This window comes from Streptomyces europaeiscabiei (assembly GCF_036346855.1).
In the GTDB taxonomy this organism is placed as follows: Bacteria; Actinomycetota; Actinomycetes; order Streptomycetales; family Streptomycetaceae; genus Streptomyces; species Streptomyces europaeiscabiei.
On the sequence record NZ_CP107841.1, the window covers coordinates 743,379 to 768,752 of the forward strand.

The following is a 25,374-nucleotide window of genomic DNA, read 5'->3' on the forward strand; positions in this document are numbered from 1 at the left end:
GCCCTCGTGCTGCCGATCGACGCGGCGGCGCACAGCAGTCGCTGGCGCCGCCGCCATCCCGTGGACAAGGCCGTGCTCGGGCTCGGCCTCACCGTGCTCGCGATCTCCCTGCCGCCCTGGCCCGGCGCGGCCCTGGTCCTGCTGACCGCGCTCGCCGTGCTGCTGGGCCCGGCGGGCGTGCCCGGCCGTCGCCTGTGGCGTGCCTACCGGGTGCCGCTGGGCTTCTGCGTGACCGGCGCGCTGCCGCTGCTCGTCCAGGTCGGCGGGCCCGACGGGTTCCTCACCCTGGCCGACGGCGGCCCGGTCCGCGCAGGGGAACTGCTGCTGCGCACCTCGGCCGCCTCCCTCGGCGTCCTGCTGTTCGCCTTCACCACACCCATGTCGGACCTGCTGCCGCGCCTGGTCAGGGCCGGGGTGCCCGCGCCGGTCGTGGACGTGGCGCTGGTCACGTACCGCATGAGCTTTCTGCTCCTGGACTCCGTGCGCCGGATCCGGGAGGCGCAGGCCGCCCGGCTGGGTCACACCACGCGGGCGGCCACCTGGCGTTCGCTCGCCGGTCTCGGCGCCACCGCGTTCGTACGGGCCTTCGACCGGGCGGCCCGGCTGCAGACCGGGCTCGCCGGGCGGGGTTACGACGGCACCCTGCGTGTGCTGGTGCCCGAGGCCCGGATCTCCGCCCGCTTCACCGCGGCCAGTGTCGTGCTCCTCGCCACTGTGGCCGCCCTCACCTTCGTCCTGGAAAGGCCGCTGCCATGAGCGAGCCCGTGCTGGTCGCCCTGCGGGGCGCGTCCTTCGCGTACGAGGACGGTCCGGCCGTGCTCAGCGATCTCGACTTCGAGGTGCACGAGGGGCGCGCGCTGGCCCTGCTGGGCCGCAACGGCAGCGGCAAGACCACACTGATGCGACTGCTCAGCGGCGGGCTGCGGCCCCGTACGGGCGAGCTGGCGGTGGAGGGGCGGCCGGTGACGTACGACCGCAAGGGCCTGACCCGGCTGCGTACGACGGTCCAGCTGGTCGTCCAGGACCCGGACGACCAGCTCTTCGCCGCGTCCGTCGCGCAGGACGTGTCGTTCGGGCCGCTCAACCTCGGGCTGTCCGACGCGCAGGTGCGGGCCCGGGTGGACGAGGCGCTCGGCGCGCTCGGCATCAGTGCCCTCGCCGACCGGCCCACCCATCTGCTCTCCTACGGTCAACGCAAGCGGACCGCCATCGCCGGCGCGGTCGCGATGCGGCCCCGGGTGCTGATCCTCGACGAGCCGACCGCCGGGCTCGACCCCGACGGACAGGAGCGGCTCCTCGCGACCCTGGACGAGCTGCGCCGGTCCGGCACCACCGTCGTGATGGCCACGCATGACGTGGATCTCGCCCTCCGGTGGGCCGACGACGCGGCGCTGCTCACCCCGTCCGGCGCGCGCACGGGCCCGGTGGCCACGATGCTCGCCCGCACGGACCTCCTCCAACAGGCCGGGCTACGGCTCCCCTGGGGCATCGCGGTCGTTCAACTGCTCTGCGAACAAGGGTTGTTGACCGAGGACGAGCCCGGTCCGCGCACCCCGGAGGAGCTGGTCGCCATGGCTCAGATCCGCAGGCCGTAGACGCGGACGGCGGTGCCCGCGAAGACCTCCCGGTGTTCTGCCGGACCGAGTCCGGATGTCAACGACCTGGCCGTGTCGAGGACTTCGCGGTAGTCCGAGGCGAGCCGGCAGACGGGCCAGTCGGAGCCGAACATCAGCCGGTCGGGTCCGAAGGCGTCGAGCACGGTGTCGGCGTACGGGACGAGGTCCGCGACGGACCAGGCTTCCCAGTCGGCTTCCGTGACCAGGCCGGAGAGCTTGCAGACGGTGTTAGGGAGGGCGGCCAGTCGCCGTGTCCGCCTCGCCCACGGTTCCAGTTCGCCGGAGGTCACGGGCGGCTTCGCCACGTGGTCCAGGACGAAGGTGAGTTGGGGGAGGCGGGTCGCCGCCTCCACTGCGGCCGGGAGCTGGTGGGGCTTGACCAGGAGGTCGTAGACGAGTCCCGCGTCGGCGACGGCGGCCAGGCCCCGTAGGACGTCCGGGCGTACCAGCCAGCGGGGGTCGGGTTCGCCCTGCACCTGGTGGCGGAGGCCCACCAGGTGCTCGCCGCCCTGTCCTTCGCGCAGTTCGGCGAGAGCGGCGGCGACATCGGGCGACGTGAGGTCGGTCCAGCCGACGACGCCCGCGACCAGGTCACTGTCCGCGGCCAGGGCCAGGAACTCGGGGGTCTCCTCGGGCACGGTGATCGTCTGCACCAGCACGGTGGCGGTGACACCGGCGGCGCGCGCCTCCGGTTCCAGGTCGCGGAGGGTGAAGTCGCGCCGCAGCGGGGCGAGTTCGGGGCCGGTGATCCAGCCCTGGTCGCGGACGGAGAGGTCCCAGACGTGGTGGTGGGCGTCGACGATCCCGGTGTTGGCGTCCGTACCGGTTGGCGTCACAGCTCCCACACCACGGGCAGGCCGACGTCGGACCCTGACGCCGAGTAGTCGTGGACGACGTCGAGCAGGTCGGCCATGCGGGCCTGCCAGGCGATGTTGACCGGGAGTGTCTCCAGCTCGGCGATCATCGCCGCGTAGTCCTCGACCTCCAGCAGGTGGAAGAGGTCGGTGCCGCTGCGCCAGATCGTCCACTCGCTCACCCCGGCGGCGCGGATGGCGGTGGTCAGCTCTTCCGGTACCTCGCGGTGGGCCGCGTCGTACTCCTCGACGCGGTCGGCGCGGACCCTGGTGTGCAGGGCGATCCTCACGACGGCTCCTTCTCTTCGAGGGGTGCGGGCTCGTCGAGATGCACGGGGGCTTCGACGGGCACGGGGGCTTCCGGGGCGAGCAGGCCCTCCGCGCGCAGCTCGTCCCAGAGGGCGGCCGGCACCGGGTGGCGGGACTGCTCAACGGTGTCGCGGACCTCGTCGGGCGAGCGGGCGCCGGTGAGGACGCTGACGACGGCCGGGTGGCCGAGGGGGAAGCGGAGGGCGGCGGCGCGCAGGGGGACACCGTGGCGTTCCGTGACCGCTTTCAGGCGCAGGGCCCGTTCGAGTACGGGTTCCGGGGCGGGCGCGTAGTCGTAGGTGGCGCCCGGCTTGGGGTCGGTGAGCAGGCCGGAGTTGAAGACGCCGCCGATGAGCACGCTCCGGCCGCGTGCTGCGGCCTCGGGGAGCAGTTCGGCGAGCGCGTCCTGTTCCAGGAGGGTGTAGCGGCCGGCGAGGAGGACGACGTCGATGTCGGTCTCGCGCAGGAAGCGGGCCGGGAGGGCGGACTGGTTCATGCCGACGCCGATGGCGCCGACGACGCCTTCGGCGCGCAGCCGTTCGAGCGCCGGGTAGGCCTCGTCGAGTGCCTGTTCGGCGTGGTCGTCGGGGTCGTGGAGGAGGACGACGTCCACCCGGTCGAGGCCGAGGCGGTCCAGGCTGGCTTCGAGGGAGCGGCGGACGCCGTCGGCGCTGAAGTCCCAGACGCGGCGCAGGGTCGCCGGGACGGCGAAGCCGTTGGCCAGGTCGTCGGCCGCGCCACCGCCTTCGCCGCCCTCGTGGGCGGGCACCAGCAGGCGCCCGACCTTGGTGGAGACTGTGTACGAGTCCCTGGGGCGGTCGCGCAGGGCGGCGCCCAGGCGGCGTTCGGACAGGCCGAGTCCGTAGTGGGGTGCCGTGTCGAAGGTGCGGATGCCCGCGTTCCAGGCGGCGGTGATCGCGGCGGCCGCCTCCTCGTCGGACACCGGGCGGAAGAGGTTGCCGATGCCGGCGGCCCCGTACGCCAGCTCGGTGACCTGGACGCCGGTGCGGCCGAGGGTCCTGGTCCTCACGACCGGTCCGCCGGGCGGAGGCGGAGGCCCTGCATTCCGCCGTCGACGGCCAGGGCGGTGCCGGTGACGGAGGCCGCGGCGGGGCTCGCCAGGTAGGCGATGGCGGCGGCGACCTCGTCGGCGGCGACCAGACGGCCCAGGGGCTGGCGGGCGTTGAGGGCGGCGCGCTCGGCCTCGGGGTCGTCGGCGGCGTCGAGGAGCCGGCCGACCCAGGGGGTGTCGGCGGTGCCGGGGTTGACACAGTTGACGCGGATGCCCTCACGGACGTGGTCGGCGGCCATGGCAAGGGTCAGCGAGAGGACCGCGCCCTTGCTGGCGCAGTACAGGGCCCGCTGAGGCAGTCCCGCGGTGGCGCCGATCGAGCACGTGTTCACGATGGCCGCGTGGGAGGAGTTCCGCAGATGCGGCAGAGCGGCCCGACTGACGCGCACCATGCCGAGGACGTTGACGTCGAGGACCCGGTGCCACTGCTCGTCGGGGTTGTCCTCGACGGTGCCGATGGCGCCGATGCCCGCGTTGTTCACGAGGATGTCCAGACCGCCGAGCCGCTCGACGGCCTCGGCGACCGCGGCCCGTACGGAGACGTCGTCAGTGATGTCGGCCTTGAGACCGAGCAGCGGGGCCGATGCCCCGGAGGGGTCGATGTCGAGGACGGCCACCGCGGCGCCCCGTGCGGCGAGCAGCCGGGCGGTGGCCAGCCCGATGCCGGACGCGCCCCCGGTGACGATCGCCCTGAGCCCGCCCAGTTCGCCCCTCGGCTCGGTGGGTTCACCGGTCGTCTCGGTCGGTTCACCTGTCTGCCCGGTCATGCGACTTCCTCTCGTCCAGCGAGGTCGGCGGCCCAGAACGTGCCGTCCGGGTAACGGTATTCGGCGAGCGACTCGGGATGCATGGTGGCGGAGAACCCCGGCGCCAGCGGCGCGGTGTAGTGCCCCTCACGCATCACCACAGGGGCGACGAAGTGCTCGTGGAGGTGGTCGACGTACTCGATGACCCGGTCCTCGGTGGTGCCGGACAGCGCCAGGTAGTCGAACATCGACAGATGCTGGACCAGCTCGCACAGCCCCACCCCGCCCGCGTGCGGGCAGACCGGCACCCCGAACTTCGCCGCGAGCAGCAGGATCGCCAGGTTCTCGTTGACTCCGCCGACCCGGGCCGCGTCGATCTGGAGAACATCGATCGCCTCGGCCTGGAGAAGCTGCTTGAAGACAATACGGTTCTGCACGTGTTCACCGGTGGCGACCTTCACCGGGCCGACGCCCCGGCGCACCGCGGCGTGGCCGAGGATGTCGTCGGGGCTGGTGGGCTCCTCGATCCAGTACGGGCCGAACTCGGCCAGCGCGTTGGTCCACCGGACCGCCTCGTCCACGTTCCAGCGCTGGTTGGCGTCGATGGCGATACGGATCGTGTCACCGACGGCGGCACGGGCGGCACGCATCCGGCGCACATCGTCGGCGAGGTCGGCCCCGACCTTCAGCTTGATCTGGGTGAAACCGTCCGCGACGGCCTGCTTGGCCAGCCGGGTCAGCTTCTCGTCGGAGTAGCCGAGCCAGCCCGGCGAGGTGGTGTAGCCGGGATAACCACGCTCCAGCAGCACCGCCTCACGCCCGGCCAGCCCGCTGCGTCCCTCCCGCAGCAGCCGCAGCGCCTCGGCCGGGGTGAGCACATCGGCGATGTAGCGGAAGTCGACCTGGGAGACCAGCCACTCCGGCGACGCCTGCGCCAGCAGCCGCCACAACGGCTGCCCGGCGCGCTTGGCCGCCAGGTCCCACACCGCGTTGACCACGGCACCGACCGCCATGTGCATCACCCCCTTCTCCGGACCCAGCCAGCGCAGCTGACTGTCCCCGATCAGGTCACGGCTGACCGAGCCGGGATCGGCACACACCTCCCGCACCGAACGGCCCACCAGATGAGGCCGCAGAGCACCGATCGCGGCGACCTGCACATCGTTGCCACGCCCGATGGTGAAAGTGAAACCATGGCCCTCGAGCCCGTCACCGGCATCCGTGCGCAGCACGACATAGGCAGCCGAGTAGTCGGGATCCGGATTCATGGCATCCGACCCGTCCAGCTCCCGCGAGGTGGGAAACCGGATGTCATAGGTATCGACCGCAATGATCCGGGCGGAGGTATCGGAGGTTGTAGTCAAGGGGATGCTGCCTTTCACGCTTGGCCGAAAGTCTGGCGCTGGCTGCCCAGCCCGTCGATCTCCAGATCGACGGTGTCACCAGCACGAAGGAAGGGAGTACCGGCAAGACCCAGAGCCACCCCGGCGGGCGTACCGGTGTTGATCACGTCACCGGGCTCCAAGACCATGTACCGGCTCAGATACGCCACGATCTCGTGGACCGGGAAGATCATGTCCCGGGTATGACCGTCCTGACGCCTGACACCGTTGACACTCAGCCGCAGCCCCAGCCCCTGCGGATCACCGACCTCATCAGCGGTGACCAGCCACGGCCCCATCGGGTTGAACGTCTCGCAGGACTTGCCCAGGTCCCACTGCGAGGAGTACTCCAGCTGGAACTCACGCTCCGAGACGTCATGACTGACCACATAGCCCGCGATCACCCCGGCCGCCTCCCCGGGACCCTCCAGATAGCGGGCCCGCCGCCCGATCACCACCCCCAGCTCGACCTCCCAGTCGGTCTTCACCGAACCACGCGGGATCAGCACCCCGTCATAAGGACCCACCACCGTGCCCGGATCCTTCATGAACACCACCGGACGCGCCGGGATCGCCGCACCGGTCTCCGCCGCATGATCCCGGTAGTTCAGACCGACACAGATCACCTTGCCCGGCCGCGCCACCGGAGCGCCCACCCGCAGACCACCCGCATCAAGAACCGGCAGCCCACCCGCCCCGACCGCCACACGAACCCGCTCCACCCCACCCGAGGCAAGGAACGCACCATCGATGTCACCGGCCACCGACGACACATCCAGCAGCCGGCCGTCATCGGTACGAACGGCAGGCCGCTCCCCTCCCGGGACACCGACACGTAGCAGTTTCACTGGAGACTCCCTTGCCATGCGGGTTCGCTCATTCATCGGAGGAATGGCGCACCGTGACTTTAAGGGCAGTTAGGCGCCCTGACAACGCATTCCTCGGATGTATTTGATCGACGCCGGGCTTTCGCAGCTCACAGATCCGACATATCCGACACCCTCTCGGCCGGAGCGTCGCCCGCTCCTCGCGATCAGGCCGGGAAATTCATCGGGGCCACCTCTTGTCAACCCCGGCAATGCCGTCGTAACGTCCTCGACGTCCGAGATACATCGGAGGAATCGCACCGCTGCCACGCAGAAACAGGGCCGTTCACACTCCGCTGCTCGTTCATCGGTTGACCCTCCATCCCTCCCCTCCGACGGTCCACGCATGCCTGTACCGGAGGGCGGCCTCCCCGTCCTGGCTAAGGAGAACCCGGCCATGAAGCTCGTTCGCACCCGCTCAACCGCCGCAGCGGCCTGCGCCCTCGCGGCTCTCACCCTCCTCACCGCGTGCAACCGCGAGAGCTCCTCCGGGTCGGCCGGTGCGGGCGGTGACAAGCCCGCCATCGGGATCGACCTGCCGCGCTCCGACTCCGACTTCTGGAACTCCTACGCCGAGTACCTGAAGAAGGACGTCAAGTCCGGGGACATCAACGCGCTGCCGCTCAGCAACTCGCAGAACGACGTCACCAAGCTCGTCGCCAACGTGCAGGTCTTCCAGAACACCGGCGCCAAGGCCGTCGTCATGGCCCCCCAGGACACCGGCGCCATCGCCTCCACCCTCGACACCCTCGCGTCGAAGAAGATCCCCGTGGTCAGCGTCGACACGAGACCCGACAAGGGCGACGTCTACATGGTCGTGCGCGCCGACAACCGGGCCTACGGCACCAAGGCCTGCGAGTTCCTCGGCGAGCAGCTGGGCGGCAAGGGCAAGGTCGCCGAGTTCCAGGGCGCACTCGACTCCATCAACGGCCGCGACCGCTCCGAGGCCTTCGCCGAGTGCATGAAGACGAAGTTCCCCAAGATCAAGGTCTTCGAGCTGCCCACCGACTGGAAGGGCGACGTGGCCTCCGCCAAGCTGCAGAGCCTGCTCGCCCAGCACCCCGACCTCAACGGCATCTACATGCAGGCCGGCGGTGTCTTCCTCCAGCCGACCCTGGCCCTGCTGGAGCAGAAGGGCCTGCTCAAGCCCGCCGGCGAGAAGGGGCACATCTCGATCATCTCCAACGACGGCATCCCGCAGGAGTTCGACGCCATCCGCAAGGGCCAGATCGACGCCACCGTCTCCCAGCCCGCCGACCTGTACGCCAAGTACGCGCTCTACTACGCCCAGGCCGCGGCCGAGGGCAAGACCTTCAAGCCCGGCAAGACCGACCACGACTCCACGATCATCGAGATCCCGAACGGCCTGGAGGACCAGCTGCCGGCACCGCTGGTCACCAAGGACAACGTGGACGACAAGACCCTGTGGGGCAACAACGTCGGCTAGTCGCCGAAGGGCCGACGACCGGGCGGAGGGACGAGGCTCGTCCCACCGCCCGCACCCCCTCGTATCCACCCCACGAAGGACGGTATCCACCATGGCGGACACCGCGACCACCGCGGCGAACGGCGGCGGGAACCCCGCTGCCACGAGCCCCGCCCCGGTGGCCGAGGCCACCGGCATCAGCAAGAGATTCGGCGCGACCGTCGCGCTGCGCGACGCCCGGATCACCGTCGCCCCCGGCGAGGCGCACGCGCTGGTCGGACGCAACGGCGCCGGCAAGTCGACGCTGGTGTCCATCCTGACCGGACTGCAGCACGCCGACACCGGCACCCTGCGCTTCTCCGGCGAGGCGGCGCCCGTCGTCGGGGACATCGACGCCTGGCGCTCCCGGGTCGCCTGCGTCTACCAGAAGTCGACGATCATCCAGGACCTGACCGTCGCCGAGAACCTCTTCCTCAACCGGCAGAGCGCCGGTGCGCTGCGCCCCATCCGCTGGAAGCAACTGCGCGCGCGGGCCGAGGAGTTGCTCGCCGAATACGGCGTGGACGTGAAGGCCGACGCGCGGGCGCGGGATCTCACCGTCGAGCAGCGGCAGTTCGTGGAGATCGCGCGGGCGCTGTCGTTCGGCGCCCGCTTCATCATCCTCGACGAGCCGACCGCGAAACTCGACGCCCGCGGCATCAATCGCCTCTTCGACAAGCTCCACGACCTCCAGCGGCAGGGCGTCGCCTTCCTCTTCATCTCGCACCACCTGCAAGAGGTGTACGACCTCTGCACCACCGTCACCGTCTACCGCGACGCCGCCCACATCCTCACCGCCCCCGTCGCCGACCTCGGCCACCAGGCACTGGTGGAGGCCATGACCGGGGAGACCACCGGCACGGCGGCGGCAGCCGTCGACAACCGCGCCCCGGTACGGGCCGACGCCCCCGAACTCCTGACGGTCGAGAGTCTCACTCTGCCCGGCGCCTGCGAGAACCTGTCGCTCACGGTGCGCGCGGGCGAGGTGGTCGGCCTCGCCGGGGCGGCGGCCAGCGGCAATGTACGGGTGGGTGAGGCGATCGCCGGGCTGCACCGCCCCGAGCAGGGCACGATCTCCGTCGGCGGGCGGCGGGTACGCGGCGGCAGTGTGCCGTCGGCGCTCGCCGTCGGCGTCGGACTGGTCCCGGAGGACCGCCACCTCCAAGGGCTGGTCAACAACCGCAGCGTGGCGGAGAACGCGACGCTCACCGTCACCCACCAGCTCGGCCCGTACGGCACGGTGCTGCCCGCCCGCACCAAGGCGTTCGCCGGACGCATGATCCGGGACCTCGACATCAAGACCCCGGGAGCCGCCACCCCCGTCTCCGCCCTCTCGGGCGGCAATCAGCAGAAGGTCGTCGTCGCCCGCGCCCTGGCCACCGACCCCCACGTGCTGGTCGCCATCCGCCCCACCAACGGGGTGGACGTCAAGTCCAAGGAGTTCCTCCTGGGGCGCATCCGACAGGTCGCCGACGGCGGGAAGGCCGCGTTGATCGTCTCCGACGAACTGGACGACCTGAAGGTCTGCGACCGGCTCGTGGTGATGTTCCACGGGCGGGCGGTCGCCGAGTTCGACCGCGGCTGGCAGGACGAGCACGTCGTCGCCGCCATGGAGGGTGTGGCCGGCCGGGCGGAACCATCCGCCGAGCGCCTGGTCGGCCGGGCCGAAACCTCCGACATCGCCTCCTCCGAGGCCTCCCCCGCCACTACCTCGGACACCACCGAAGAGCACGGAAGGTAGTCATGTCCGCCACCACTGATGTCACCGACCCCGCCACGAGCGTGGCACGGGAGACCACCGGGGACACCCGCCGCGGGCTGGGCCTCGGGCGCTTCCGTGAGCTGTCCCTGGTCCCGGCGATCCTCGTCCTGGGCCTGATCGGGTTCATCGTCTCGCCCGCCTTCCTCACCGCCGACAACCTCATCGGCGTGGCCCAGCAGTCCACCGAACTGAGCCTGCTGGTCCTGGCCACCGCACTGATCCTCATCTGCGGCCGCATGGACCTCTCCCTGGAATCCACCATCGGCGTAGCACCCGTCATCGCCGTCTGGCTCGTCCTGCCCACCAGCGGCGCCCGCTTCACCGGCCTCGGACTCCTGCCCGAATGGACAGCCGTACCCCTGTGCCTGCTGGTCGGCGTCGTGATCGGAGCCGTCAACGGCTTCCTCATCCTCAAACTCCGCCTCAACGGCTTCATCGTCACCCTCGGCATGCTCACCATGCTCCGCGGACTCCAGGTCGCCCTCTCCGAAGGCCAGTCCATCGTCGAACTGCCCCCCTCCTTCACCTACCTCGGCAAAACCTCATGGCTCAACATCCCCGCCGCCATCTGGATCTGCGTCATCCTCTTCGCCCTCGGCGCCGGCGCCCTGGCCTGGCTACGCCACGGCCGCGCCCTCTACGCAATCGGCGGCAACGCCGAAGCCGCCCGCACCGCCGGCATCCGCGTCGACCGCATCGTCTGGACAGTCCTCATCCTCGGCAGCGTCCTCGCCGCCTTCGCCGGCATCCTCTACAGCGGCCACTACGGCTCCATCTCCGCCACCCAGGGCAGCGGCTGGATCTTCCAGGTCTTCGCCGCCACCGTCATCGGCGGCGTCAGCCTCAACGGCGGCAAAGGCTCCATATTCGGCGCCCTCACCGGCGTCCTCACACTCCAACTCGTCGTCAACGTCATGACACTGGCAGGCGTACCCCCACTGTGGAACCAGTTCCTCAACGGCGCCATCATCATCGTCGCACTGATCATCTCCCGCTTCGCCTCCGGCGAGAAGCAGGAGTAGTTCGGGTGGGCCCGGTGCAAGGAGGCCTCTCATGGCGCTGACGGACGAGGCCATGGACAAGATCAAGGCAATGATCGTGGCCGGTGAACTGGCACCGGGCTCTCGCCTTCCGAAGGAGGAGATCCTCGCCGCCCAGCTCGGTCTGTCCCGCAGTTCGCTGCGGGAGGCGGTACGCGCCCTGACCGCGATGCGGATCCTGGTGACCCGCCAGGGCGACGGCACCTACGTGTCCAGCCTCGAACCGCACCTCCTGCTGGAGTCGCTCTCCTTCGCCTCGGACGTCTCCCAGGGGCGGACGGCCCTGCAACTGCTCCAGGTGAGGCGGCTGCTGGAACCCCAGGCGACCGGGGCGGCAGCCACGCTGCTCACCGCCGACGACCTCCGGGAACTCGGTGCGATCCTGGAGCGGTCACGGTCCGCCGCCACGGTCGAGGAGTTCGTCGGCCACGACATCGCCTTCCACCTGCGGATCGTGGAGGCGGTCGGCAACCCGGTGCTGTCCATGCTGCTCCGGGTGCTCTCCACCCGTACCCAGCGGGCCCGGATCGTCCGGGGCACCCGCACCGAACGGGCCGTGGAACACGCCCACCGGGAGCACGAGGAGATCCTGCGCGCCCTGCGGGCCCGTGACTCCGCGCTGGCGGTCTCCGCGGCGACGGTCCATGTCGCGGCCGTGGAGCAGTGGATGGCGGCCGGACTCGACGAGGACCCCCTGAGCGCGATCGAGGACTGACCGCGGGGCGGCGCAGCTCCGTAGCCGTACGCCCAAGTCGCAGTCCTCGGCGTCACCCACTGGCGGATCCTCCCCACCTCCGTGCGCCGGCCCGCGAACCGGTCGTCACGGCCGCCGACCTCCTCCGGCGGCCGTGACGGGCCCCTCACATGCCGGTGGCGTCCACCAGTTCGCCGAGGTCGACGAACTTGAAGCCGGTGGCCGTGCGGGTGCCGCCCTCCCCGTCCGAAGTCCCGGGGGTCTCGTGGCCGTCCTGGACGACGAGGAGGCCGCGTGGATAGCGGCTGCCCAGCGGGGCGTTGAGGACGGCGGCGCCGTCGCACTCCTGGACGCCGTCGAGGGTGTCCGACGCGGCCGCGATCCGGAAGCCGCCCTCGTACTCGTTGCCCTCGCTCACCTCGCGGTCGTACAGGGCGAAGGTGTTGTCCCCCTGGCTGGAGGCGAGCAAGTAGCCGTCCCCTCCGCGATCCTGATAGATCGTCAGACCTTCGACGTCGGCCGACAGCCGCTTCCCGCCGTAGCCGGGGTCGGCACCCGGCGCGCACTCCTCGCTCTCCTCGTCGTACGTGCCGGGTACCCCGTACTCCCTGGTCCTGTCGACCAGGACCGGCTTGCCGGTGAGGTCGGCGCGCAGGCGCCAGATGCCGATGTCCTCCTGCCCGGCGTAGAGGGTGCCGGTGGCGGGGTCGACGACCATGCCCTCGACCTGCGGGAGTTCACCGGGCTCACCGCAGGGGCTCCACCTCGTGCCGTCGGGCAGACGGAAGGATGAGGGCAGGTCGAGGGTGCGGATCTTGCGGTAGCCGACCTTGCCGTGCGCCGCCGGGACGAGTTCGAGCAGGGCGAGGCGGGTGCGCTCGCGTTGGCTGACCAGCGCGTACGTGCGGCCGGTGGCCCTGTCCGTCCAGGTGGCGAGGCCGTACGCGGTGTGCTGGTCGTTGATCTCGGCCTGGTCGGCGGAGAACACGGGGGCGGCGGCCGGGTCCGTGATGTCGGTCAGCGGGCCGTTCGGGCGGGAGGGATCGACGCGGTAGATGCGCAGCCGGTCGTTGCCCCGGTCGCTGACCACGGCCACGTCGGCCCGGCCCGCGGAGGTGCGCAGGCCGGTGACGAGGTCGACGTTGTTGTACCGGCCGGGGGCGTCGTCCGCCGTCGGCGGCTTCGGCGCGGGCACCGACTGCACCAGGCGGGCGTCCAGGTCGTAGACGCGCAGGCCGCCCTCCTTCGCGGTGGCGACGACGAGGCTGCGGCCCGGGTCGGCGGGGTTCCGCCAGATCGCCGGGTCGTCGGCGTCGGAGTTGCCGCCGGCCTCGTCGTCGTACAGCGCGGCCGATTCGCTCGTCGCGGTCACCGCCGGGAGGGCGGACGTACCCGCTCCTGCGGGGGTTGCCGCGAGGCAGGTGGTCAGGGCGGTGCCGGAGGCGAGGAGGGCGAGTCCTCGAGCGGTCCTTGGCGTTCTCACAGGCGTTCGCTTCCTTACCGTCATGTATGCCGTCGTGTGTCGGGGACATGCAGATGGTGCGGAGAGAAGCTTGCGTACAGGCGGACATGACCTGTCCATGCCGTCATGGTGAAACGGCTGCGGTTCGGCCGAAGTTCGTCCGGTCATCACCTGATGTGGCGTGCCGGGCGCGTGCACAGGTGGAGCAGATGCTCCAGCGGTCCACGCCGGAACCACCGGGTCCAGGCGGTGGCTGTCAGCAGCGCGACAGAACTGTGGAGGAGGAGGTCGACGAGCGCCGGTCCGGTCTCGTCCTCCATGCCGAACTCCCTGACGGCGAGGATGTGCAGTACGTACGCGGTCAGGGCCGTCATCCCGACGGCGCGGACGGGGGTGGCGAGGCGGCCGAATCGCGGGAGCCGGTCCATGGCCGTCATGCACAGGACCACGACCAGCAGCGCGACACCGGTGTTGCCGAGGATGGAGAAGGTCGTCTGACTGTGCGGGGCGCCCACCAGGAGCCAGGCCGCCGGGGTGTCGTCGACGAGGGGGCCGACGGTGTCGGACCACCAGGCCGAGGCGGCCGCGTCACCGTCGGTGGTGGCGGCGACGGTGGCCTGCGCGTGCGGGACGAGGCGGAGGGCCAGCCAGGAGCCACCGTAGCCGAGCAGGGTCGACGCCCCGCCGATGAGAGCCAGTCGGGTGCGGACCGCGCTCCGCGTGAGGTCGAGGCGGGCCACCGCCATGCCGGCGAGCATGAACGGCGCCCAGGTGAGCACGGGGTATTCGCCGGCGAACAGCAGTTCCACGAAGCCGTCCGTGTGGCCGATCCGGGCCAGCGGATCCCGGGCGACGACGGTGTCCGCCCAGTTTCCCTCCTCGATCGACAGGCGTATCACGTACAGGACTTGGGGCATGACGAGCGCGTTCACGGCGGCGAGGATCGCGAGCGTCCGGGCGCTCAGCCGGTACAGCGGGAGGACGGCGAGGAAGGCCAGCCCGTAGAAGGCGAGGATCACGTCGACTTCGGTGTCGAGGGCGGTCAGGGCGAACCCCAGGGCGATCAGGGCGACGGAACGGATGACCATCCGGGCCACCGCCTGCCGTCCGCCGCGCCCGGTACGCGGGTGCGGGCGGCCGGTGATGAGGACGAGGGTGAATCCGGCGAGCAGTGCGAACAGCGCGGAGGAACGGCCCCGCGCCAGCTCCATGACGAAGCCCAGCGGCCCGCCGGCCGCGGGGTCCGGGCCGACATGGGCGGCGTACATGCCGAGGACCGCGAGCCCACGGGCCAGATCGATGCCCACCAGCCGCCCGGCCGAGGGCCCACGGGAGAGTGCGGCGGGGCGGCCCGCTTCGGTCGCGGCGGACGGGACGGCGGGGGGCGGCGCGGCGGCGCACGGCATGGCGGCGGGCGCGTTGGCCGGCTTGGACGACAGGTCCGATGACGTGTCTGGTGTCATGGCCTTCAGAGTCGGGGGCGCGAGGGGCGCGAGCCCATCCGGCGGGTGGCTGGAAGGTTCCCGCCGACCAGCCGGAGCCACCCCCGCCAGGTGACCGGAAACCGGGAGAAAAAGGAACCCGTCGGCGGTCCCGGACGTCGTAGGGATTCCACGAGCAGTCCAGTGGTGGTCCGACGGCGAGCGGGGCACAGGTGATCCGGGTACTGGTGGTCGACGACGAAGCCCTGATCCGCACGGGTTTCGAGCACATCCTCAACTCCGCGGACGACATCGACGTGGTGGCGGCGGTCCCCGGCGGCCGGGCGGTCCACGCCGTACGGGAGCTGCGTCCCGAGGTCGTCCTGCTGGACATCCGTATGCCGGACGTGGACGGGCTCACCGTCCTCGCCGCACTCCGCAGACTCCCCCGCCCTCCCGTGGTGGCCATGCTCACCACCTTCGACATGGACGAGTACGTGGCAGCGGCCCTGCGCTCGGGGGCCGCCGGTTTCCTCCTCAAGGACACCGACCCGGAGCAACTGCCCTATCTGGTGAGGACGCTGGCGGCCGGAGGTGTCGTACTGGCGTCGCGGGTGACCCGTGCCGTGGTGGACGGCTATCTTGACAACGGCCCTCGGCGGGCCGCCGTCCGGCTGGTGGACCGGCTCACCGAACGCGAGCGCGCCGTTCTCGTCCTCATCACCGAAGGGCTGTCCAACACCGACATCGGTGACCGCATGCATCTGAGCACCGGGACGGTCAAGGACCATGTGAGCGCGCTCCTCACCAAGTTGGAGGTGAGCAGCCGGGTGCAGGCAGCGCTGCTGGCCGAGCGCGCGGGCCTGCTCAGGCCGTCGCGCTCCGTCGCCGGCGAACGGGAGGGCGGATGAGGTCCCCCGCCCGCGCCCCGCACGGGCCGGCGATGGACACCGTGCTCGTGGCGGCCTCGCTGCTCGACGTGTGGATCCACGACGTGGGCACCCGTCACCCCCGGGAACTGGCCGCCGCACTGCTCGCGGCCCTGGCGCTCGTCATACGCCGCAGGCTGCCGTCGGCGACCTTCCTGCTCACCCTGCCGACCGCCCTGTTCACGGACGCGGTGTTCGCCACGCTGGTGGCGCTGTACACGCTCGCCTCGCGCACCCACCACCGGGCGCTCCTGGCCGTGTGCGCGCTGGGGTTCACGGTCTGCGACCTCACCTGGTGGTCGTGGCCGTCGCCGGAGTTCGCCGACCTGTCCGACCGTCAGGCCCTGATCCCCCTCTCCTACAGCGTGGCGCAGGCGACCGCGCCCCTCTTCCTCGGGCAGCTCGTCCATGCCCGCCGGGAGCTGTCCCTGCGTCTCGTCGAGGTCTCCGAGGCCCGTGAGCACGAGCGGCTGCTGATCGCGCAGAGCGTCCTGGCGAAGGAACGCGCCCAGCTCGCCCGGGAGATGCACGACGCGGTCTCCCACCAGGTCAGTCTGATCGCCGTCCGCGCCGGAGCCCTCCAGGTCGGCAGCCGGGACCCGCAGGTGAAGGAGGCCGCGGCCACGATCCGGCTGCTCAGCGTGCAGACGCTGGACGAGCTGCGGCACATGGTCGGCATTCTGCGCGCCTCCGGCAGCCGCCCCACCGAACTCACCCCGCAGCCCTCCCTGGCCGACCTCGACCGGCTCGTCACCGGCAGTGGCATCGACACCGACCTGCGGACGGACCTGCCCGCCGATCTCCCGCCGCCCGTCCAGCGCGCCGTCTACCGCACCGTTCAGGAAGCCCTCACCAACATTCGCAAGCACGCCCCCGGCGCCACGGCCACCATCCGCGTCCTCCAGCGTGAGGGCACCCTCCACGCGACCGTCACCAACACCGCGCCCAGCCGTCCTGCCCTCTCGCTGCCGGGGGCCCACCACGGTCTGATCGGCCTGCGCCAGCGGGCCGAACTCCTCGGCGGAACGGTCACGTCCAGGCATCTGCGGGACGGGGGCTACGAGCTGCGACTGGAGCTGCCGAGTGACGGCGGACCCTGAAACGGCCCCCGGGGAGCCGACGGTGTGAGCCACCGGGACGATCCGAAAGTCACCATCGGCGCGCTCACTCCTGCGCACGGCGGTCGCAGGAGAGGCCGTCGACGGGGACCGCGTCGGCCAGCGCGTTCATGGCGGCGTCGTTGGGGTGCAGGTGATCGCCGTTGTCGAAGAACGGCAGGATCCGCTCGTGGTCGTAGGGGTTGCGCAGGACCTGGTCGAAGTCCGCCACGGCGTCGAACTCCCCGCCGGTGCGGACGAACGCGTTGACCTCCTGCCGTACGCTCTCGGCCGCCGCGTCCCACTCGTACCAGCCTTTGAAGGGCCCGACCGTCGCCCCGACGACGCACACACCGGCGGCGTGCGCGCGGCCGATGATCCGGCGGTAGCCGTCGATCAGGTCCCCGGCCGTGACACCGGTGTGCGCCTTGATGTCGTTGACGCCCTCGAAGAGGAGGACCGTGCGGACGCCGGGGTGCCCCGCGCGGTGAGCAGCGCCCTCGCGCCCTCGACGATCTCCTCGGGCGTCGAGCCGTCCGGGCGGATCCGGTCGCCGGGGAACAGCTGGACGAGGGGGGACAGATGCCGGTGGGTGGTCTCCCCCAGGTTGTCGGGGGACATCCACTCCTCCAGCCAGCCGGTCTTCGGGCTCACCCCCGGCAGATGGAGCCGTCGTTGGAGGCCGGCGACGGTCCGTGCGTACGCGGTGTCCCTGCCCAACACCTCGCACGTCGTGAGGTAGTTGGCGAACAGGGCCCAGACCGACTCCTGGGCGTAGGTGATGCCCTTGGCGTCGAGCGGGCCGTGCTCGGGTGACCAGTCACTGTCGGCGACGAGGACCTCCCGCTTCTCGCCGGAGACCGGGTCCGTGACGGTCGTCGTCAGCAGCCTCGCCTCCCAGAACTCGCAGGCCCCCTTGAGCATCGGGTGGATGCGGGCGAGATGGGTGCGGTCCTGGGTGAACTCGTAGTGCTCGTAGAGGGAGTTGCACAGCCAGGCGTTGCCGGCGGGGTGCCACCACCAGCCCATGCCGCCGTGGATGTTGGTGGAGATGGCGACGGTCCAGCCCGCGAGCTTCCCGGTGGGGTTGCGGTAGCGGTTGCGGGGGTCGTCGAAGCGGGTGCGGGTGAGTTCGGTCCACGAGGGCAGCTGGGCCAGGCAGTAGTCGGTGAAGGCGTCGAAGCAGTCGGAGAGGGCGGCCCGGTCGGCCATCCAGTAGTTCATCTGGAGGTTGATGTCGGTGTGGTAGTCGCCCATCCAGTCCGGGTCGTTGCCGTCGAGCCACAGGCCCTGGAGGTTCAGCGGCAGACTGCCGCGCGAGCCGGCGATCATCAGGTAGCGCCCGAACTGCAGGTAGGCCGCTTCGAGTTCGGGGTCGGGCGTGTCGTCGGTGTGCCGTGCCCCGATCCGCTCCCAGGTGTCCATGCCTCGTTGCAAGGGGCTGGATGTGCCGAGCGACACGTCCATGCGCTCGAACAGCTCGCGGTGGTCGGCGACATGGGTGTGCAGCAGGGTGGCCGCGGAGTGTTCGGCGGCGTCGAGGACCTTACCGCGGGCCAGCCTGCGCGGGTCGAGCGACGGGGCGCGGTAGCCGGTGGCCGGGTCGGGCGCGTAGTTCGTGCCGCCTGCGACGATCACCGTCAGGCTTCGGCAGTTCCGGAAGGAGATCCGCGCCCCGACGACGGCGACGGTCCCGCCGCTGCCGTACGCGGTGACGGCCGCCCCCGTACCGCAGCCCGTTCGCGAACTGTGCACCGAAGGACGCGTACCGGCCCGACCGCGTGCCCGTGGTGGCCTCGCCGTGGGTGCCGTCCAGGCTGATGTCGCCGCTGTAGCGCCCGCCGCCGTCCTGGGTGAAGTGCAGGACGATGACGTCGTCGGGCCCGCTGGCGAACACCTGGCGTCGGTACGTCACGCCGGAGCGCACGTAGGCGGCCGTGACCAGGCCCTGGCGGAGGTCGAGGGCGCGCCGGTACCCGGAGACGGCCGAGAGGTCGTGGTCGGGATGTCGACGGTCAGCTTGCCCAGCAGGGTGAACGACCCGAAGTTCTCACGGGCGTAGGGGAATTGGCCGTCGTCGTCCAGGGTCGGGTTGAGGTCTCCGGTCCACAGGGTGGCGTCGGTGAGGAACAGCCGTTCCCGGCCGGGGTCGTTGCCCACGAGCGCCCCGAGGCGGCCGTTGCCGACCGGGAGGCCCTGAGTGATCATCGAGCCGTCGTCGGCGGGTGCCTGCCACCACAGTTCGGTGGTGCCGCCCTGGCCCTCGGGCAGCATCGGGGAGCCGACGGGTCTCGCGGGTGCGGCGGAGGCGGAGAAGGCGGGCAGCACGCCGAGGGCGGTCAGGGCTCCGCCGGCGGCGGCGACGGAGAGCAGGCCGCGTCTGCCGGGGAGGGTTCGCAGCGAATCGGGGCGTGGAGTGTCCATGGTTGCGCTCCCTTGCGAGGCCGTCCGTCAGGACAGGTTCGGAACGTCGAGCCGGTCGATGTCCGGGGCGTAGCCGTCGCCGCTGTCGAAGGTGACGGTGTTGGCGCCGGCCTTCAGGTTGAGCGGCACACTCACCGTCTCGACGGTCCCCCAGTCGCCCGTGGAGGGGAACCTGTGCCCGGTGGCACCGCCGCTGTTGGCCGAGATCCGCACGGACCGCGCATCACCGCTGACGTAGGAGATGTCCACGACGTACCGTCCCGCCTTCGCGACCGTGACGCCGTTCATGGTGAGCCTGCCGCCGAGGTAGAGGCTGCCGACCTTCCTGTCGCCGGAGCAGGCGCCGCAGTCGGCCACAGAGGCGTTGCCGGCGAGGGTGTTGGTCCCCGCCTCCGCCTCGTAGGCCGTCTTCGTCAGGGCCGGGCCCTGCGGGGTGACGGTGAACAGCCGCGAGCCGTGCGCGGGGAGCGCCTGCGTGACCTTGTCCTTGTACACGCCTAGGTTCTCGCGGTTCCACAGGTCGCGGACCTTCGCCTTGCCGGAGAAGCCGAGGGCGGACCAGTCGGCGCTCACGGACGCGGGCGCCTCGCCGAGGTTGAACAGGGCGACCGTGAAGCCACCGTCGGGGTTCTTCGCCGCCCAGACCTGCTGGTCGTCGGAGGGGGTGAGGGGCCTGGCGGGCGGGGCGCCGCCCCGGTTGACCGCGATGACCTCCTTGTTGGTGAGGAGCGAGAGCCCGTAGGAGTCGAGGCGCGTCAGGTCGTCGCCGGTGTAGAGGGGCGACTTGGCGATGGCCCACAGGGTGGCGTAGCTCTGCCGTTCGGCCTTGGTGAGCCCGTCCATCTCGCCGTTGCCGACGTTGAGGGAGTCCAGGTCGTTCCAGCCGCCGGGGCCGGCGTGGCGCGTCCAGGCGGGGTGTCGTCCCAGCGGTCCTCGACGGAGTTCTCCCAGGTGACGATATTTTCTGCTGTCAATAAAAGAAGCAGGACTTGCCGGTTCGAGCCCCTTGCCACAACTCCGGCATCCCGGGGGTGTGTTGATCACCCTGGGTGGCAGGAAGATCTTCTCTCTGCCGCCACGGATCGGCGACCGACCTGAAGGGGCCGACGGGCCGGGGCCCCACTCCACCCCGGCCTGCCCGAGCGCTATGCGACGCCGACGGGCCGAGACCGGACCCCGCTCCGTCCCGTCAAGCGGAACGTTTCATCCAGTCGATCAAGCCGGTCGAGACGGTCGAGACGGTCCGGCCACCCCGGGCGATCCGAACGGTCCGCCCTGTCCAGCCAGTCCGTCCGCAGCGCGAGAATTCCCGCACGCAACGCCGTGACGACGAGGTGCGTTCGGTTCTTCGCGCACAGCTTCTCCCTGATGCTGCGCATGTGGGCAGCCACGGTGCGGGGGGAGATCGACAGCCGCTGGGACATGTCCGCGTCCGACATGCCGTGGGCCGCCAGAAGAAGGATCTCCAGTTCCCGGGCGCTGAGTCGGCCGGAGCTGTCCACTGCCATGGGGTGCCTGCCTTGTTCGGAGGGGGTCGAGGACCCGTGGGTCGTCCCCGTGGGTCGTCCGTCTGGTGCGCTGTGACTCTTCCGTGACATCCGGTGCCCGGCCATCGACCATTCGACCGATACCCGGCAGTAGTCATCGGCCGATCGACCCCGGCCTTTCCGCCACGGGCGCCGCTATCGCCGGGAAAGTGTCAACCGCCCGATTCGGCACGGTCATCGGGTCCGCCGGCTTCCGCGGACGGCCGGACCGGTCACGTGATCCGTGGCATGCTCGGCCCCGTGAGCAGCACCCCCACACGCGTGATGATTGCCGACGATCAGGATCTGGTCCGGGCCGGCTTCCGTCTCATCCTCGACGCCCAGGAAGGCATCGAAGTGGTCGGAGAGGCCGCCGACGGGCTCGCGTGCGTGGAGTTGGCGCGCGTGCTGCGGCCGGACGTGTGCCTGGTGGACGTCCGGATGCCCAAGCTGGACGGACTGGAGGTGACCCGACTGCTGGCCGGGCCGGGGGCGACGCACCCGACGCACGTCGTGGTCGTCACCAGCTTCGACCAGGACGACTACCTCAATGTGGCGCTGCGCAACGGAGCATGCGGCTTCCTGTTGAAGGACGCCGCCCCCGCGTTGCTGATCGAGGCGGTGCGGGCGGCGGCGCGGGGCGACGCGCTGGTGTCGCCCGGGGTGACCGTCCGGCTGCTGAGGCAGCTGGAGGAGCGGACGTCGGCTCCGGCGGATGGCACCGGGGTGCCCGAATCCTCGCTCAGCGCACGGGAGCTGGAGGTCGCCCGGCTGGTCGCGGTGGGCCGCACCAATCAGGAGATCAGCGACGAGCTGTGCCTGTCCCTGTCCACGGTGAAGACCCATCTGGGCCACATCCACCACAAGCTGGGCGTGCGCAATCGGGTCGAGGTGGCCGCGTGGGCGTGGGCCAACGGGACCGTGCGGACGGGGCGTTGACGGGGATGCCGTGATCATCTTGTGGATGATCTGTGTCCCTCCCCACAGATCGATCCACCGTCTGCGAGCAAGGCATGTGCATGCCTAGCCTGCGGTTGTATGACAACCTCGTCACTCGCGGCACTTTCGGCACAAGCGACCCAGCCGCACCTCGGCCCGCTGCGGTTACCCGTGCGGCAGCTGAAGCACCGCGCTCTGTATCCGGCTCTGGGCGTGCTGTGGCTGCTCGACGTCGGCATCATCGTGTCGCAGCAGCGCGGCCCCCTCGACTGGCTGCCGCTCGTGACCGGCCCCGTCGCCCTGGCGCTGGTGCTCGTGCCGGAACCGCGGCTGAGCACCGAGTGGCGGGCGGGGATCTCCGCTGGCGCCTCGACGGTGGTGACGCTGGGCACCGCCCTGATGGGGCTGGCCCTGCCCGCGTGGGGGCTGTTGGAGACGGCGTGCATGCTGGTCCTGCTCGCCCGCACCTGCCGCAACGTCACCCGGCCCGGCGTCGTCCTCGCCCTGTCCGCCGCGATAGGGGCCAGCATCATCGACGAACCCCTGCGCACCGGGGGTACAGGCATCACCCTGACGTACCCCTTCCTGCTGACGTTCGCCGTCGGCGGGGCCGTCGGAGCAGGGTGTCACCTGCGCACCCTGGACGCCCGGCGTCGCCGTACGGTCGCCGCCGTACGGCTCGCCGAGCGCATGCAACTCGCCCGGGACCTGCATGACTTCGTCGCCCACCACGTGACGGGCATCATCGCGCAGGCACACGCCGCCGGGGTGATCCACGAGACTTCGCCCCAGCAGGTCGGCCCCATCCTGGACAACATCGCCGAGGCCGGGCAGCGGACGATGGACTCCATGCGCCGCCTGATCAGTGTGCTGCGCGAGGACCGCGAGCAGAGTGCCATCGAGTACCCCGAGACGCCCTACGCCGAACTCACCAAACTGGTCTCGGCGTTCAGCGGACAGGGCGACGGATCGACCGCCCAGCTGGAGATCACCGGAGTCGCCCGCAGGAGCACACTGCTGCCCGAGGTGGGCTGCGCGGTGCACCGCGTGGTGCAGGAGGCGCTGACCAACGTACGGCGGCACGCACCGGGCACCCAGGCGACGGTGCGCGTCCATCTCACCCGCGGCGACCTGCTCCGGGTCGACGTGTACAACAACGGGCCGGAGCGGCGTGTCTCCCGTCCCACGGGCGGGCGCGGCGGCTACGGCCTGATCGGGCTGCGCGAGCGGGCGGAGGCGGTCGGCGGCTCCCTGACCGCAGGGCCGGCCGACGACGGCGGCTGGTGGCTCATCGCCCATTTCCCGGTACTTCCGGAAGCCCCACCCGAGGACATGGAGAAGTCGGAGAAGTCCGCCGCTTCGGTGTCCCGCCGCCCGGCCGGACGCCATGCCAAGCCGAATGCCCATACGGAACCAGAACCGGACATGAGTTGGGACGCGGGTTAGTACTGCGGCACCGGTCGGTCCGGGGCGTGAATTAGGCAATTCTGCGAATCGCGCCGGGACGGCCCACCCCCTAAGGTCGAAGAGCCAAAGGCGCCGGGACGGCCTTCTCACGTCCCGCAGAGTGGTGAATCGGCCCGGACCGGGTCCCTCAAGGGCCCGTTCCACCGTTCCACCGTTCTCCCGTCCGCCCCCTTCGCCACTTCGCGAACCGGCGAACCGGCGAACCGGTGCCCAACGTCGAGGAGACGCAGGAGACGTATGACTACGGCCGTCGTGGTGGGCAGCGGTCCGAACGGTCTCGCAGCCGCCGTGTTCCTGGCCCGGGAGGGCATCGAGGTCACCGTCCTGGAGGCCGCCGACACGATCGGCGGCGGCACCCGCACCAGTGAACTGACCCCGGGCCTCCTGCACGACCACTGCTCCGCCACCCACCCCATGGCGGTCGGCTCGCCCTTCCTGCGGAGCCTCGACCTCGGCCGGCACGGGCTCACCTGGTGCCTGCCGGACATCGACTGCGTGCATCCGCTGGACTCCGGCGAGGCCGGGGTCCTGCACCGGTCGGTGGAGGAGACGGCCGACGGCCTCGGCGGTGTGGACGGACGACGGTGGCGGCGGATGTTCGGGCCGCTCACGAACGGCTACGACGCGCTGGCCGAGGACCTCATGCGGCCGCTCACACACGTGCCTCGTCATCCGCTGCGCCTGGCGGCCTTCGGGCCGCAGGCCCTGCTGCCCGCCGCCGCGGTGGCCCGGCTGTGGCGGTCGCGGACCGCCCGCGCGCTCTTCGCCGGCGTGGCCGCGCACGCCTTCCGCCCGTTCCACCGGCCGGCCAGCGCAGCGGTCGGCCTGACGATCATCGCCGCGGGTCACCGGCACGGCTGGCCCGTGGCCGCGGGCGGTTCCCGGGCCATCAGCGACGCGCTCGCGGCGCAGCTCACGGAGTTCGGCGGCCGGATCGAGACCGGTGTGCGGGTGCGCTCCCCGGCCGATCTGCCCCCGGCCGACGTGGTCCTCTTCGACCTCGTGCCCCGCACGGTCGCCGACATCCTGGGCGACCGGCTGCCGGGGCGGGTCGCGCGCGCCTACCGCCGTTACCGCCACGGGCCCGGAGCCTTCAAGGTCGACTTCGCGGTCGAGGGCGGCGTCCCGTGGACCAGCGAGGCGGCCCGCCGGGCCGGCACCGTCCACCTCGGCGGGACGTTCGAGGAGGTCGCCGGCACCGAGCGGACGATCCACGCCGGACGCATGCCGGAGCGGCCCTTCGTCCTCGTCGGCCAGCAGTACCTGGCCGATCCCAGCCGTTCGAAGGGCGACCTCCACCCGGTCTGGACCTACGCCCACGTCCCGCACGGCTTCGACGGCGACGCGACCGAGGCAATCGTCGGGCAGATCGAGCGGTTCGCGCCGGGGTTCCGTGAGCGTGTTCTCGGCATGGCCGTCCGCCCGCCGGCCGCGTTCGAGGACTACAACCCGAACTACGTCGGCGGGGACATCGTCACCGGGGCGAACACCGCCCTCCAGCTGGCGATGCGCCCCCGCGTGGCCCTCGACCCGTACCGCACGGGGGTCCCCGGGATGTACATCTGCTCCGCCGCGTCACCACCGGGCGCCGGCGCCCACGGCATGTGCGGCGCGAACGCCGCCGCGTCGGCCCTGCGTCACCTCGGGCGGCGACGCAGCGAGGGATGAGACGGGGAGACGGCCCCGTCCCGCACCTGTCCACGAAAAGGCCTGGACCGTTTCGGTCCAGGCCTTTTCCATGCCCGGTCCAGACCTTGCCCGCGCCTCGCGGGATTTCCCTACGGATACGAAAGAAGGCGCCCAACAATAGGCATTTTTATCGATGCGAAGGCGGGCGGCGAGAGCCTAGTGTTTTCTCCATAAGGGCACCGGAAGAAAAGAACTTCCGAAGTCCCGAGAGCGAGAGGATCAAAGAAATGAGCAGCATCGAGAACGCGCTGAACAGCGTGGAAATCCCCGTCGAGGGTGTCGTCTACGTCGCCGCTCGCCCGACCCTGGGCACCCCGCGGATCGCCCGGGTGGGCAACAGGCTGGGCGGGCTCGCCCAGGCTGCCGAGGGCGTCGGGGCCATCGGGGCGCTGGCCACCGCCGCGGTCGGTGTCGCCCAGGCCGCGGAGGCCAACAACCTGGCGGCGGAGGCCAACGCCCAGAACGCGGCCGCCCTCGCGGCGGTCGGTGGCGCGCCCGCGGCCTGACACCGGCGGTGAACACAAGGAACCCGCTGTCGGACCAGAGGGCTGTTCTGGTCCGGCAGCGGGTTCCTCCGCACGTGAAAAACGTGCTCAAAAGTACCAGGAAAAGAG

At 71.1% G+C, this 25,374-nt stretch carries 21 protein-coding genes and 3 pseudogenes; 12 read left to right on the forward strand and 12 right to left on the reverse strand.

Going from position 1 to position 25,374, the window contains the following annotated elements:
• The first annotated feature begins 6 nt into the window (after positions 1 to 6).
• Both cbiQ and OG858_RS03480 read left to right on the forward strand, forming a co-directional pair.
• On the forward strand, positions 7 to 756 hold the full coding sequence (cbiQ, locus tag OG858_RS03475; RefSeq protein WP_319266229.1) for a cobalt ECF transporter T component CbiQ: 750 nt from the start codon (positions 7 to 9) through the stop codon (positions 754 to 756).
• Positions 753 to 1,595, forward strand: coding sequence for an energy-coupling factor ABC transporter ATP-binding protein (locus OG858_RS03480; protein WP_086751426.1), 843 nt, complete (start codon positions 753 to 755; stop codon positions 1,593 to 1,595). Before cbiQ ends, OG858_RS03480 begins: the two co-directional genes overlap by 4 nt.
• On the opposite strand, the gene OG858_RS03485 is transcribed toward OG858_RS03480, so the two are convergent.
• The 6 genes from OG858_RS03485 to OG858_RS03510 are packed head-to-tail and all read right to left on the reverse strand — an operon-like array spanning position 1,577 to position 6,827.
• A complete protein-coding gene (locus OG858_RS03485) occupies positions 1,577 to 2,452 on the reverse strand; it encodes an amidohydrolase family protein (protein ID WP_319319708.1) in 876 nt (291 codons plus the stop codon). The two genes, OG858_RS03480 and OG858_RS03485, sit on opposite strands and share 19 nt — an antisense overlap.
• Complete coding sequence (locus tag OG858_RS03490) at positions 2,449 to 2,760, reverse strand: L-rhamnose mutarotase (RefSeq protein WP_319319706.1); 312 nt, start codon at positions 2,758 to 2,760, stop codon at positions 2,449 to 2,451. Before OG858_RS03490 ends, OG858_RS03485 begins: the two co-directional genes overlap by 4 nt.
• Positions 2,757 to 3,809 (reverse strand): aldo/keto reductase, encoded by a 1,053-nt coding sequence (locus tag OG858_RS03495; protein ID WP_319319704.1) that lies wholly within the window; start codon positions 3,807 to 3,809, stop codon positions 2,757 to 2,759. Before OG858_RS03495 ends, OG858_RS03490 begins: the two co-directional genes overlap by 4 nt.
• Positions 3,806 to 4,618 carry an SDR family NAD(P)-dependent oxidoreductase gene (locus OG858_RS03500; protein ID WP_319068247.1) on the reverse strand — a complete coding sequence of 271 codons (813 nt, stop codon included), beginning with the start codon at positions 4,616 to 4,618 and terminating at the stop codon, positions 3,806 to 3,808. The genes OG858_RS03495 and OG858_RS03500 overlap by 4 nt, the downstream gene beginning before the upstream one ends.
• Positions 4,615 to 5,979 carry an enolase C-terminal domain-like protein gene (locus OG858_RS03505; RefSeq protein ID WP_179201155.1) on the reverse strand — a complete coding sequence of 455 codons (1,365 nt, stop codon included), beginning with the start codon at positions 5,977 to 5,979 and terminating at the stop codon, positions 4,615 to 4,617. Before OG858_RS03505 ends, OG858_RS03500 begins: the two co-directional genes overlap by 4 nt.
• Positions 5,976 to 6,827, reverse strand: coding sequence for a fumarylacetoacetate hydrolase family protein (locus OG858_RS03510; RefSeq protein WP_319068245.1), 852 nt, complete (start codon positions 6,825 to 6,827; stop codon positions 5,976 to 5,978). Before OG858_RS03510 ends, OG858_RS03505 begins: the two co-directional genes overlap by 4 nt.
• Positions 6,828 to 7,242: 415 nt before the next feature.
• On the opposite strand from OG858_RS03510, the gene OG858_RS03515 reads away from it, so the two are divergent.
• The 4 genes from OG858_RS03515 to OG858_RS03530 all read left to right on the forward strand — a co-directional run bounded on the left by OG858_RS03515 (position 7,243) and on the right by OG858_RS03530 (position 11,827).
• Positions 7,243 to 8,292 carry a sugar ABC transporter substrate-binding protein gene (locus OG858_RS03515; RefSeq protein ID WP_319068244.1) on the forward strand — a complete coding sequence of 350 codons (1,050 nt, stop codon included), beginning with the start codon at positions 7,243 to 7,245 and terminating at the stop codon, positions 8,290 to 8,292.
• Positions 8,293 to 8,383: 91 nt separating this feature from the next.
• Positions 8,384 to 10,051, forward strand: coding sequence for a sugar ABC transporter ATP-binding protein (locus tag OG858_RS03520; RefSeq protein WP_328545149.1), 1,668 nt, complete (start codon positions 8,384 to 8,386; stop codon positions 10,049 to 10,051).
• A gap of 2 nt (positions 10,052 to 10,053) precedes the next feature.
• A complete protein-coding gene (locus OG858_RS03525; protein WP_086753475.1) occupies positions 10,054 to 11,094 on the forward strand; it encodes an ABC transporter permease in 1,041 nt (346 codons plus the stop codon).
• Positions 11,095 to 11,125: 31 nt separating this feature from the next.
• Positions 11,126 to 11,827 (forward strand): FadR/GntR family transcriptional regulator, encoded by a 702-nt coding sequence (locus tag OG858_RS03530; protein ID WP_086753477.1) that lies wholly within the window; start codon positions 11,126 to 11,128, stop codon positions 11,825 to 11,827.
• Positions 11,828 to 11,972: 145 nt separating this feature from the next.
• Here the strand turns inward: OG858_RS03530 and OG858_RS03535 are convergent, their stop codons facing one another.
• Both OG858_RS03535 and OG858_RS03540 read right to left on the reverse strand, forming a co-directional pair.
• A complete protein-coding gene (locus tag OG858_RS03535) occupies positions 11,973 to 13,289 on the reverse strand; it encodes a phytase (RefSeq protein WP_319266244.1) in 1,317 nt (438 codons plus the stop codon).
• A 146-nt stretch (positions 13,290 to 13,435) separates the two neighbouring features.
• On the reverse strand, positions 13,436 to 14,731 hold the full coding sequence (locus OG858_RS03540; RefSeq protein ID WP_319266246.1) for a DUF418 domain-containing protein: 1,296 nt from the start codon (positions 14,729 to 14,731) through the stop codon (positions 13,436 to 13,438).
• A gap of 191 nt (positions 14,732 to 14,922) precedes the next feature.
• Between OG858_RS03540 and OG858_RS03545 the strand changes: the two genes are divergently transcribed.
• Both OG858_RS03545 and OG858_RS03550 read left to right on the forward strand, forming a co-directional pair.
• Entirely contained in the window at positions 14,923 to 15,600 is a 678-nt protein-coding gene (locus OG858_RS03545; RefSeq protein WP_086750007.1) for a response regulator, read from the forward strand.
• Positions 15,597 to 16,718, forward strand: coding sequence for a sensor histidine kinase (locus OG858_RS03550; protein WP_328545148.1), 1,122 nt, complete (start codon positions 15,597 to 15,599; stop codon positions 16,716 to 16,718). Before OG858_RS03545 ends, OG858_RS03550 begins: the two co-directional genes overlap by 4 nt.
• A gap of 64 nt (positions 16,719 to 16,782) precedes the next feature.
• Here the strand turns inward: OG858_RS03550 and OG858_RS03555 are convergent.
• The 4 genes and pseudogenes from OG858_RS03555 to OG858_RS03570 form a co-directional block, all read right to left on the reverse strand.
• Positions 16,783 to 17,190, reverse strand: a pseudogene (locus OG858_RS03555) (GDSL-type esterase/lipase family protein); the annotation flags it as partial.
• Positions 17,142 to 19,139: pseudogene (locus OG858_RS03560) on the reverse strand (glycosyl hydrolase family 95 catalytic domain-containing protein); the annotation flags it as partial. The pseudogenes OG858_RS03560 and OG858_RS03555, both read right to left, overlap by 49 nt.
• Positions 19,140 to 19,166: 27 nt before the next feature.
• Positions 19,167 to 20,098, reverse strand: a pseudogene (locus tag OG858_RS03565) (alpha-galactosidase D); the annotation flags it as partial.
• Between the two features lie 186 nt (positions 20,099 to 20,284).
• On the reverse strand, positions 20,285 to 20,647 hold the full coding sequence (locus OG858_RS03570) for a response regulator transcription factor (protein WP_086752486.1): 363 nt from the start codon (positions 20,645 to 20,647) through the stop codon (positions 20,285 to 20,287).
• A 267-nt stretch (positions 20,648 to 20,914) separates the two neighbouring features.
• On the opposite strand from OG858_RS03570, the gene OG858_RS03575 reads away from it, so the two are divergent.
• From OG858_RS03575 to OG858_RS03590, 4 genes are all read left to right on the forward strand, one after another.
• Positions 20,915 to 21,604, forward strand: a complete 690-nt coding sequence (locus OG858_RS03575; protein ID WP_327749350.1) for a response regulator transcription factor — start codon at positions 20,915 to 20,917, stop codon at positions 21,602 to 21,604.
• Between the two features lie 99 nt (positions 21,605 to 21,703).
• Entirely contained in the window at positions 21,704 to 23,050 is a 1,347-nt protein-coding gene (locus OG858_RS03580) for a sensor histidine kinase (RefSeq protein WP_328545147.1), read from the forward strand.
• Between the two features lie 258 nt (positions 23,051 to 23,308).
• On the forward strand, positions 23,309 to 24,739 hold the full coding sequence (locus tag OG858_RS03585; RefSeq protein WP_328545146.1) for a phytoene desaturase family protein: 1,431 nt from the start codon (positions 23,309 to 23,311) through the stop codon (positions 24,737 to 24,739).
• Positions 24,740 to 24,987: 248 nt separating this feature from the next.
• Complete coding sequence (locus OG858_RS03590; protein ID WP_086752482.1) at positions 24,988 to 25,266, forward strand: hypothetical protein; 279 nt, start codon at positions 24,988 to 24,990, stop codon at positions 25,264 to 25,266.
• Positions 25,267 to 25,374 lie beyond the last annotated feature (108 nt).